This window comes from Caballeronia sp. LZ032 (genome assembly GCF_031451315.1).
Classification (GTDB): domain Bacteria; phylum Pseudomonadota; class Gammaproteobacteria; order Burkholderiales; family Burkholderiaceae; genus Caballeronia.
This window is the reverse complement of sequence record NZ_JARUXP010000001.1, coordinates 2,166,659-2,176,921: the sequence shown is the minus strand read 5'-3', so window position 1 is coordinate 2,176,921 and position 10,263 is coordinate 2,166,659. Positions and strand designations below refer to the sequence as shown.

The following is a 10,263-nucleotide window of genomic DNA, read 5'->3' as shown; positions in this document are numbered from 1 at the left end:
GCGGGCATGAAGGACAGCAAGGTGATCGTCGCGATCAACAAGGACGCGGAAGCGCCGATCTTCAGCGTGGCCGATTACGGTCTCGTCGGCGATCTGTTCGCGGTCGTGCCGGAGCTGGTGAAAGAGCTGGGCTGAAGCCGCGCCGGGTGAATCGCATTCGCCATGACACGAACGAGGGCGCGACGGATGTTGCGCCCTTTTTTTCGGCTATCCAGGTAAGGGAGGAGACAGGACGATGAGCTACCACGCCCCGCTCAAGGACATGTTGTTCGTGATGAAGGAGCTGGCCGATATCGACGGCATCGCCGCGCTGCCCGGTCACGAGGACGCAGGCTTCGAGACCGCGCAGGCGGTCGTCGAGGAAGCGGCGCGCTTCTGCGGCGAAGTGATTGCACCGCTGAACGTCGCGGGCGACCGGGAACCCAGCGCGTGGGCCAACGGCGAAGTCACCACGACGCCCGGTTTCAAGCAGGCCTTCCGGCAGTTCGCGGAGGGCGGCTGGCAGGGCGTCGTGCATCCGGCGGATTTCGGCGGACAGGGCTTGCCGAAGCTGATCGCGACGCCGTGCATCGAGATGCTCAACTCGGCGAATCTCTCCTTCGCGCTGTGTCCGCTCCTGACCGATGGCGCCATCGAAGCATTGCTCACGGCCGGCAGCGACGCACAGAAGGCGCGCTATCTGCCGAAGTTCATCTCGGGCGAATGGACCGGCACGATGAACCTGACCGAGCCGCAGGCCGGTTCCGATCTCGCGCTGGTGCGCACGCGTGCCGAACCGCAGGGCGACGGCACCTACAAGCTGTCCGGCACGAAGATCTTCATCACGTACGGCGAGCACGACATGGCGGAAAACATCGTGCATCTGGTGCTCGCGCGCACGCCTGACGCGCCCGAAGGTGTGAAGGGCATCTCGCTGTTCCTCGTGCCGAAGTTCCTCGTCAACGACGACGGCTCGCTGGGCGCGCGCAACGACGTGCACTGTGTGTCGATCGAACACAAGCTGGGCATCAAGGCGAGCCCGACCGCCGTGCTGCAATACGGCGATCACGGCGGGGCGGTGGGCTATCTGATCGGCGAGGAGAATCGTGGCCTTGAGTACATGTTCATCATGATGAACGCGGCGCGTTTTGCCGTGGGCATGCAGGGCATCGCGGTGGCGGAACGCGCCTACCAGCAGGCCGTGGCCTATGCGAAGGAACGCGTGCAGAGCCGTCCGGTCGACGGCAGCGCGAAGGACCCCGTGACCATCATTCATCATCCGGACGTGCGCCGCATGCTCTCGACGATGCGCGCCTATACCGAAGGCGCCCGCGCGCTCGCGTACGTGGCGGCGTCGCACAGCGACCTGGCCCACGCTCACGCCGACGACGACGCGCGCCAGAGCCATCAGGCCATCTACGAGTATCTCGTGCCGATCGTGAAGGGGTTCAGCACGGAGATGTCCGTCGATGTCGCGAGCCTCGGTGTGCAGGTACATGGCGGCATGGGCTTCATCGAGGAGACGGGCGCGGCGCAGCATTATCGCGATGCCCGCATCCTGCCGATCTACGAAGGCACGACCGCGATCCAGGCGAACGATCTGGTTGGCCGCAAGACCGTGCGCGACGGCGGCCGCACCGCGCAGGCGCTGCTCGCACAGATCGACCAGACCATCGCGGCGCTCGCCGAGATCGAAGGCCAGCCGTTCAAGTCGATGCATCGGCATCTGAGCGCGGGATCGCTGTCGCTGGCGCGCGCGATCGAGTTCGTCATCGCGAAGTTCAAGAGCGATCCGAACGCGGTGTTCGCGGGCAGCGTGCCGTATCTGCGGCTGGCGGGCGTCGTGCTGTGCGGATGGCAGATGGCGCGCGCGATGCTCGTCTCCCACGCGAAGCGCCCGGAGGACGAACGCTTTCATACGGCGAAGATTGCGACGGCGGAATTTTTCGCGGAGCATATCCTGTCGCTGGCGCCGGGCATCGAGGCGTCAATCGTCAGCGCGAATGGCCGCGAAGGCGTGCTGGCCTTGAGCGAAGACCAGTTCTAGCAAGACAAACGGCGCAGTGAAAGGCGCCGTTTGTGTCTGGTGCCTGGAAAGCTCAGGCGTTCGCGTAGCCCGGGCGGCCGTTCACGCCGACGTTGCCTTCATAGCGATGCACCGAAAGATCGTCGGCACGGATGGCAGGCTGCTTGCCCGACATCAGGTCCGCCAGCAACTGGCCCGAACCGCACGACATCGTCCAGCCAAGCGTGCCGTGCCCCGTGTTGAGGAACAGGTTCGGCATGCGCGTGCGGCCGACGATCGGCGTGCCGTCCGGCGTCATCGGGCGCAGGCCGGTCCAGAAGCTGGCCTTCGCGGTATCGCCGCCGCCGGGGAACAGGTCGTTCACGCACATTTCCAGCGTTTCGCGGCGCGCCTGCTTCAGTTCCTTGCTGAACCCGACAATCTCCGCCATGCCGCCTACGCGGATACGGTCGTCGAAACGCGTGATGGCGATCTTGTAGGTTTCGTCGAGCACCGTGGAAACCGGCGCACGCCCGGCATCGACGATCGGCGCCGTGAGCGAATAGCCCTTCAGCGGATAGACCGGAATCTTCACGATATCGCGCAGCAGCTTCGGCGAATAGGAGCCCAGCGCGACGACGTACGAATCCGCCGTCACCCGTTCCTGACCGCACTGCACGCCCGCGATTCGGCCGTTGGCGACGAGCAGCGCATCGATGGACGTGTTGTAGCGGAACTTGACGCCGAGCGCCTCGGCCATCGCGGCGAGACGCGTCGTGAACATCTGGCAGTCGCCGGTTTCATCGTTCGGCAGGCGCAGCCCGCCCGTCAGCTTGTGCGACACGGCGGCGAGCGCCGGCTCGGCCTGCTTCAGTTCGTTCGCGGTCAGCAATTCGAACGGCACGTTGGCTTCCTTCAGCACGTCGATGTCCTTGCCGGCACCATCGAACTGTTGCTGCGAGCGGAACAGCTGCAGCGTGCCGCCGGTGCGGCCTTCGTACTGGATGCCGGTGTCGGCGCGCAGCGCCTGCAGGCAGTCACGGCTGTACTCGGCGAGGCGCACCATGCGGCCCTTGTTGACCGTATAGCGATCCTGCGTGCAGTTGCGCAGCATCTGCCACATCCATTGCAGCTGGTTCATCGTGCCGTCGAGCCGGATGGCGAGCGGCGCGTGCTTCTCGAACATCCATTTCACCGCCTTGAGCGGCACGCCCGGCGCGGCCCACGGCGAGGCATAACCCGGCGAGATCTGTCCGGCGTTCGCGAAACTCGTCTCGAGCGCGGGGCCTGCTTCGCGGTCGATGACCGTGACGTCGTGGCCCGCGCGTGCGAGGTAATAGGCGCTCGTCACACCAACGACGCCGCTTCCGAGAATAACGATTCGCATGAAAACTCCGACCCGATTCGGTGACGCTTCCGAATGCGCGTGCTTTAAGTGGATCGACGCGGCAATCTGAAGCTCGTATAGTGTTATCGACTATGGTATGGACATCGAGGCAGTTTTAGTTATTGTATTTGGACGGTTTTCAGGAAAAAGACATGAGAACGCAGCGAAATCCCGTCCGCGCCCTCGACAAGCTCGACCGCAAGATCCTGAACATTCTTCAGGAGGACGGCCGTATCGCGATGAAGGACCTGGCGGAGCGTGTGGGACTCTCGGTGACGCCGTGCATCGAGCGCGTCAAGCGCATGGAGCGCGACGGCGTCATCACGGGCTATTACGCACGCGTGAATCCCACCGAACTGGGCGCGGCGCTGCTGGTGTTCGTGGAAATCACGCTCGATCACAAGAGCGGCAACATGTTCGAGCAGTTTCGCCGCGAAGTGCAGAAGATTCCCGAGGTGCTCGAGTGCCATCTCGTTTCCGGCGACTTCGACTATCTGATCAAGGCGCGCATCGGCGAAATGGCCGACTACCGCAAGCTGCTCGGCGACATCCTGCTGCAACTGCCGGGCGCGGTGCAGTCGAAAAGCTACGTGGTGATGGAGGAGATCAAGGAGACGCTGAAGATTCTCGTCGAGGTGTGATTCTTAGCTTGCGTTGCCGTCCGACTACTGTATATTTGTACAGTATTGTTTGATGGGTTTGCTGCAATGGCTTCGCCTGACCGTGAATATCCTGTCGCGCCGCCCGCGCCGCTGAAAGGGCGCGGCGCGGTCACGAACCTTCAGGGGCGCTACGAGAAGGACGAGCGCGAGAGCGTCGACGACGGCTGGCTGCATACGGCCGAAGGCGAGGAAGAGGGCGCGCGGCCGCTGCGCACGCAAATCTTCGAAGAGCGCGCGAAAAGCATCCTCACGCGCAACAGCTCGCCGGACATCCCGTTTTCAGTCTCGCTCAACCCGTATCGGGGCTGCGAGCACGGCTGCATCTACTGTTTTGCGCGGCCGACGCACAGCTATCTCGGGCTGTCGCCAGGACTCGATTTCGAGAGCCGCATCTACGCCAAGGTCAACGCGCCCGAACTGCTCAAGCGCGAACTCGCGAAGTCGAACTACGAGCCCGAGCCCATTGCGCTCGGCGTGAACACGGACGCGTATCAGCCCGTCGAGCGCGACCTGCGGCTGACGCGCCGCGTGATCGAGGTGCTGCACGACTGCGGCCATCCGTTCGCTGCCATCACGAAGAATTCGCTGATCGAGCGTGACATCGACCTGCTTGCGTCCATGGCGCAGCGCGGGCAATTCATGGCCGCCGTTACCATCACGACACTGGACGCGGATATCGCGCGCACGCTGGAGCCGCGTGCATCGACGCCTTCACGGCGTCTGCGCACGGTGCGCGCGCTCGCGGATGCGGGCATTCCGGTGGGCGTCAGCATCGCGCCGGTGATTCCGTTCGTCACGGAGCCGGATCTGGAGCGGGTGCTGGAAGCTTGTGCGGAGGCGGGTGCGACGAGCGCGAGCTACATCGTGCTGCGCTTGCCGTGGGAAGTCGCGCCGCTGTTCAAGGACTGGCTGGCCGCGCACTTTCCGGATCGCGCGGACCGCGTGATGAGCCGCGTGCGCGACATGCGCGGCGGCAAGGACTACGACGCGAATTTTTCGACGCGCATGAAAGGCGAGGGTCTGTGGGCCGACATGCTGCGGCAACGCTTTCGCCAGGCAACCCGGCGGCTTGGACTGAACGCACGGCAGCGCGGCATTCTGGATATGTCCGAGTTCCAGCGCCCGGAGAAACCGGCTGCCGCAAAGGCGGCAGCGCCGCCGCCGAATCCGCAGCTCGACCTGTTCTAGCGTTTATTGCGACAGCGTCTTGGCAGCCTGGACCTGCCCTTCGAAATACGTCTGGAAGGTCAGCGCGAGACCGGTCATCAGCAGGAAGGCGCCGATCAGCAGCGAAAAGATCACAATGAAGATGACGGTCCAGCCGGAACGGCTGTTGCGTCCGGTGTGGGCGTTGAACTGCGCGTCCCATTTGGCGTCGGGGCGCAGGCCATAGACGATGGCCGACAGAAACGCCGCCAGCAGCGAAACGGCGCCGGGAAAGGCGAGCGCCCAGCCGAGCAGCGAGGCGCGCTCGGTTTCCTTCAGCAGCAGATAGCCGAACGCCCCCAGCACGATGCCGACGATATTCGCCCAGCCATACTTGTCGCGCAGTCCATACAGATAGAAGCGATGCAGGCCGATCGAGCCGAACAGGAACGCGAGCGCCGCGGTGAGCGTCTTCGAACGGAAATAGGGCGGGACCTGCTTGCCGGCAGGCTTCGAGCCGGAGGGCGTGGCGACGGACGAGGAAGTCATCAGCGAAGGCGGTGGTAAAGAAGAGTGCGGGAGAGTGCAGCGGGAGTGCGGGCGTCATTTTACGCCCGCGCACGCCCCGAACACCGATGCCACGATGCCGCACGGGACTGATTTCCGGTATCCGACAAGCTTGCGAAACGATCCTCCGCACGACCCCGCATCCAAAAAATGCTTCAAGTGTTTGTTAGCGCTGCGGAATCCGGCTATAATCGCCTGTTCTCGTTGTTCCGAACCCCGGTTTTCAAGGATTTCAGCATGGTCATCATCCGCTTGGCTCGTGGCGGCTCGAAGAAGCGCCCGTTCTACAACATCGTCGCAACTGATTCGCGTAGCCGTCGTGACGGCCGCTTCATCGAGCGCGTGGGTTTCTACAACCCGGTCGCCACGAAGGGCGAATCGCTCCGTATCGCTCAGGACCGCCTGACGTACTGGAAGGAAGTCGGCGCACAACTGTCGCCGACGGTCGAGCGCCTGGTCAAGCAGGCTCAGCAAGCTCAGCCGGCTGCCTAAGTCGCTGCGCATGCTGGCTTAGACCACGCAACACAACGCTCGAAACCTGCCCAAAGGCTCGCCGATGTCCACGCGCGATTCAGAATCCGGACGCGCTGCCGGAAGCATCGGCCAGCCGAAGCCGGGGCAAGATGAAGGTTCCGCCACGTTTGGCGCATTCGTCCGCAAGCCGGGCGGGCGCCACGTGGCGACCGACGTTTCGAGTGGCAAGGTTTCGAGCAGCAACGCGAGCGGTACTCAGCCGGACGGCGCCATCGAGCCGGTCGAGGCTTTGCCTGAAGACGCCGTCGAAGTCGGTTTCATTGCCGATGCCTACGGTCTCAAGGGCTGGGTCAAGGTTGTGCCGCACGCCAGCGGCAAGCAGGGCGGCGACGCCTTGCTAAGCGCGAAGCGCTGGTGGCTCGTAAAGGGTCGCGAACGCAAGTCCGCGCGCTGCATGCAGTCCAAGGTGCACGCCGACACCATCGTCGCGCGCCTCGGCGGCTGCGATGACCGCGATCTGGCCATGTCGCTGAAAGGGCATACGGTGCATATCGCGCGCAGCGATTTCCCGAAGCTCGCCACCGAAGACGAATTCTACTGGGTCGACCTGCTCGGCCTGGATGTCGAAAACGAAGCCGGCGTGGCCCTGGGCCGCGTCGCGGATCTGATCGACAACGGCGCACATTCCATCCTGCGGATCGAATATCCGGATACCAGCAAGGATGGCGCGCCCGTCACCGGCGAGCGGCTGATTCCGTTCGTCGGCGTGTATGTGAAGACGGTGGACCGCGCGGCGAAGCGTATCGTCGTGGACTGGGACGCCGACTATTGAACCTCGGCACGTTACGGAGAGAGCGATGCAGTTCGATGTCGTGACGCTCTTTCCCGAGATGTTTCGCGCGCTGACCGACTGGGGCATCACCAGCCGGGCGGTCAAGCAGGAGCGGTTCGGTCTGCGCACGTGGAATCCGCGTGATTTCACGACCGACAACTACCGCACCGTCGACGACCGCCCCTATGGCGGCGGTCCCGGCATGGTCATGCTGGCGCGTCCGCTGGAAGCCGCGCTGCAGGCGGCGAAAGCTGCGCAGCGCGAGCAGGGCATCGCAGCTACACGCGTCGTGATGTTGTCGCCGCAAGGCGCCACCCTGAATCACGAACGCGTGATGCAGTTCGCTCAACAGCCAGGTCTGGTGCTGCTGTGCGGCCGTTACGAAGCCATCGACCAGCGTCTGATCGATCGTGAAGTGGACGAAGAAGTGAGCCTCGGCGACTTCGTGCTGTCCGGCGGAGAGCTTCCCGCCATGGCGCTGATGGACGCAGTGGTCCGGCATTTGCCCGGCGTGCTGAATGACGCGCAATCGGCGGTGCAGGACAGTTTCGTGGACACCCTGCTGGATTGTCCGCACTACACGCGGCCGGAAGAGTACGAAGGCGTGCGTGTCCCGGCTGTGCTGCTCGGCGGCCATCACAAGGAAATCGAGGCGTGGCGCAGGCGCGAAGCATTGCGCAATACGCTCGCCAAGCGGCCCGATCTGATCGCGCGGGCGCGCAAGAGCAAGATGTTGAGCCGTGCCGACGAGGCATGGCTCGCAGAACTCGCAAAGGAAGCGTCGAAGCCTGCCTAGGTTTCGGGCCGACGAGCGGGACACAGGGGGCGTCGAGTCGCATCGGCGCCTGAAGCAAATCCATCCTCTACCGGGGCCTGCTTTTTCAGGCACACAACTCCGGCAAGATGGCACAAGGAGTCAGTAATGAATCTGATTGAACAACTCGAGAAGGAAGAGATCGCACGCGTTCTGGGCGAGAAGAGCATCCCCGACTTCGCGCCGGGCGATACCGTCGTCGTCAACGTGAACGTGGTCGAAGGCACGCGCAAGCGCGTCCAGGCTTACGAAGGCGTCGTCATCGCGAAGCGCAACCGTGGCCTGAACTCGAACTTCATCGTCCGCAAGATCTCGTCGGGCGAAGGCGTCGAGCGTACGTTCCAGACCTACTCGCCGCTGCTCGCGAGCATCGTCGTGAAGCGTCGTGGTGATGTTCGCCGCGCAAAGCTCTACTACCTCCGCGAGCGTTCGGGCAAGTCGGCTCGAATCAAGGAAAAGCTGGTCTTCAAGGACAAGTCGGCTGCTGCTGCCGAGTAAGTCGTCGCAGCAAGACCGCGCACGAGTCCTCCGAAAAAAGCACCCTCGCGGGTGCTTTTTTCTTTGGTGTGTTCAAATCAGGACTTCGGCAGTCCCGTTTCCTTATCGTCTCTTACCCGTAATCCACCCGTGTCCACCGGCAAGACTTCGACTCCGCGCATCCTCGAACCCGAAAAAATGCCTGTCGCGACGACGGGCGAAGCGCTCCCGCCCATCGCACCCGAGCGCCTCACGCCGGAAGGCCTGCGCGCGCGTTTCGCCGTGCATCTGGACTGGCAACAGGAGGAACGCGAACAGCGCATCAAGGCGATCGGCGGCGACCCGCGCGTGGCGTCGGTGCTGGTGGCGCTGGTCAAGCGCGAGGGCGGCCTGACCGTGCTGCTGACACAACGCGCCGATCACCTGTCGGACCACGCCGGCCAGATCAGTTTTCCGGGCGGCCGCCGCGAGCCGGAAGACGTCGATGCCGCCGCCACCGCGTTGCGCGAGGCGAAGGAAGAGGTCGGGCTGGACGCCGAACATTGCGAGGTCATCGGCGCGATGCCCGAGTACCTGACGGGCACGGGCTTCAGGGTGACGCCGGTCGTCGCGCTGGTCTCGCCGCCGTTCACGCTGCAAGCCGACACATGCGAAGTGGCCGACATCTTCGAAGTCCCGCTCGCCTGGCTGATGAATCCCGCGAATCACGAAGTGCGTGTCTTCCGCTGGGAAGGCGGCGAGCGTCGTTTTTTTGCCATGCCCTACGTGCCGGGCGAAGGAAAGGCGCCCTATTTCATCTGGGGCGCAACGGCCGGCATGTTGCGCAATTTCTACCGCTTCCTCGCGGCCTGAACGTCAACGCGCTCAGCCGGCAGGCGCAGCGCGGGCGCGTGCGATGACGTCGTGCGTGGAAGGCCGCAAACGCTGTGCTATCGTTACGCGAAACTCGAACTAACCGACTGTTTCGGCGCTTGGCATGACTTTTTTCTCTGTATTGCTGGCTCTCATCCTCGAGCAGGTACGCGCGCTCAAGCCGCACAATCCGGTCGCGGCGTTGCTCCAATACCATGCGGAATCCACCGCGCATGGTTTCGATGCCGGCAAGCAGAAGCACGGCATCGTCGCGTGGCTGGTGGTCGTGCTGCCCTGGACGCTCGTCGTCGGACTGATCTACTACGTCCTGTACCGCATCAACTTCGTGCTCGCGTTCCTGTGGAACGTGGTCATCGTCTACTTCACGCTGGGCTTTCGCCAGTTCAGCCACTATTTCACCGACATCCATCTCGCGCTCAACAACGACGACGTGCCGCGCGCGCGCGAAGTGCTGACCGAGTGGACCGGCATCGATACGGTCGACATGCCCGTCAGCGAAATCGTGCGTCATACGCTGGTGCATGCGGTGGTGGCGTCGCATCGGCACGTGTTCGGCGTGTTCTTCTGGTTCCTGATTCCGATCGGTCCAGCAGGCGCCGTGTTGTATCGCATTGCCGAATATCTGGCGCGCGCGTGGTCGAAGCCGGATCCCGAGCGCACCGTCGAGTTCTCCTCGTTCGCGCAGCGCGCGTTCTTCGTGATCGACTGGGTGCCGGCGCGGCTGACGTCGCTCGGTTTCGCGATCGTCGGCAACTTCGAGGACGCCATCTACGCATGGCGCAATCACGCCCGCCAATGGCCGGATGCGAACGAAGGCGTCCTGCTCGCGGCCGGCAGCGGCGCGCTCGGTGCGCGGCTCGCGGGCCCGCTCGCCGAACCGCTGTCGGTCGAGGCGCTGGCTGTGGGCGAGGCCGGTCCGCTGCCCGTCGGCGACGACTGCACGCCGCGCACGCTGCAATCGGCGGTCGGACTCGTATGGCGCGCCGTGATCCTGTGGATGCTGTTGCTGCTCATGCTGACCATCGCCGTTTGGCTGGCGTAATCAGT

At 63.9% G+C, this 10,263-nt stretch carries 11 protein-coding genes and 1 pseudogene; 10 read left to right on the top strand and 2 right to left on the bottom strand.

The genetic code is table 11. The features are described from left to right. Together QCE69_RS10175 and QCE69_RS10170 are read left to right on the top strand one after the other, a co-directional pair. Positions 1–135 (top strand): annotated as a pseudogene (locus QCE69_RS10175) (electron transfer flavoprotein subunit alpha/FixB family protein); the annotation flags it as partial. A 100-nt stretch (positions 136–235) separates the two neighbouring features. Beyond that, positions 236–2,026 carry an acyl-CoA dehydrogenase gene (locus QCE69_RS10170; RefSeq protein ID WP_309930530.1) on the top strand — a complete coding sequence of 597 codons (1,791 nt, stop codon included), beginning with the start codon at positions 236–238 and terminating at the stop codon, positions 2,024–2,026. A 52-nt stretch (positions 2,027–2,078) separates the two neighbouring features. Here QCE69_RS10170 and QCE69_RS10165 read toward each other — a convergent pair whose 3' ends face one another. After that, on the bottom strand, positions 2,079–3,371 hold the full coding sequence (locus QCE69_RS10165) for a D-amino acid dehydrogenase (RefSeq protein ID WP_309917551.1): 1,293 nt from the start codon (positions 3,369–3,371) through the stop codon (positions 2,079–2,081). Between the two features lie 152 nt (positions 3,372–3,523). Between QCE69_RS10165 and QCE69_RS10160 the strand changes: the two genes are divergently transcribed. Together QCE69_RS10160 and QCE69_RS10155 are read left to right on the top strand one after the other, a co-directional pair. Beyond that, on the top strand, positions 3,524–4,012 hold the full coding sequence (locus QCE69_RS10160) for a winged helix-turn-helix transcriptional regulator (RefSeq protein ID WP_309930528.1): 489 nt from the start codon (positions 3,524–3,526) through the stop codon (positions 4,010–4,012). A gap of 66 nt (positions 4,013–4,078) precedes the next feature. Next, positions 4,079–5,221, top strand: coding sequence for a PA0069 family radical SAM protein (locus tag QCE69_RS10155; RefSeq protein WP_309930527.1), 1,143 nt, complete (start codon positions 4,079–4,081; stop codon positions 5,219–5,221). Positions 5,222–5,224: 3 nt separating this feature from the next. Here QCE69_RS10155 and QCE69_RS10150 read toward each other — a convergent pair whose 3' ends face one another. Further along, on the bottom strand, positions 5,225–5,728 hold the full coding sequence (locus tag QCE69_RS10150; protein ID WP_309930525.1) for a hypothetical protein: 504 nt from the start codon (positions 5,726–5,728) through the stop codon (positions 5,225–5,227). A 255-nt stretch (positions 5,729–5,983) separates the two neighbouring features. On the opposite strand from QCE69_RS10150, the gene rpsP reads away from it, so the two are divergent. The 6 genes from rpsP to QCE69_RS10120 all read left to right on the top strand — a co-directional run bounded on the left by rpsP (position 5,984) and on the right by QCE69_RS10120 (position 10,258). Beyond that, positions 5,984–6,238: a 30S ribosomal protein S16 gene (rpsP, locus tag QCE69_RS10145; protein WP_309811632.1), complete on the top strand. Its 255-nt coding sequence runs from the start codon at positions 5,984–5,986 to the stop codon at positions 6,236–6,238. Positions 6,239–6,302: 64 nt separating this feature from the next. Continuing rightward, positions 6,303–7,052 (top strand): ribosome maturation factor RimM, encoded by a 750-nt coding sequence (gene rimM, locus QCE69_RS10140; protein WP_309930524.1) that lies wholly within the window; start codon positions 6,303–6,305, stop codon positions 7,050–7,052. Between the two features lie 25 nt (positions 7,053–7,077). Beyond that, positions 7,078–7,848, top strand: coding sequence for a tRNA (guanosine(37)-N1)-methyltransferase TrmD (gene trmD / locus QCE69_RS10135; protein ID WP_309930522.1), 771 nt, complete (start codon positions 7,078–7,080; stop codon positions 7,846–7,848). A 126-nt stretch (positions 7,849–7,974) separates the two neighbouring features. Next, positions 7,975–8,364, top strand: coding sequence for a 50S ribosomal protein L19 (gene rplS / locus QCE69_RS10130; protein ID WP_309809258.1), 390 nt, complete (start codon positions 7,975–7,977; stop codon positions 8,362–8,364). Between the two features lie 177 nt (positions 8,365–8,541). Beyond that, complete coding sequence (locus tag QCE69_RS10125; protein WP_309930520.1) at positions 8,542–9,195, top strand: CoA pyrophosphatase; 654 nt, start codon at positions 8,542–8,544, stop codon at positions 9,193–9,195. A gap of 124 nt (positions 9,196–9,319) precedes the next feature. Next, complete coding sequence (locus QCE69_RS10120) at positions 9,320–10,258, top strand: CobD/CbiB family protein (protein ID WP_309917536.1); 939 nt, start codon at positions 9,320–9,322, stop codon at positions 10,256–10,258. The last annotated feature ends 5 nt before the right edge of the window (positions 10,259–10,263 follow it).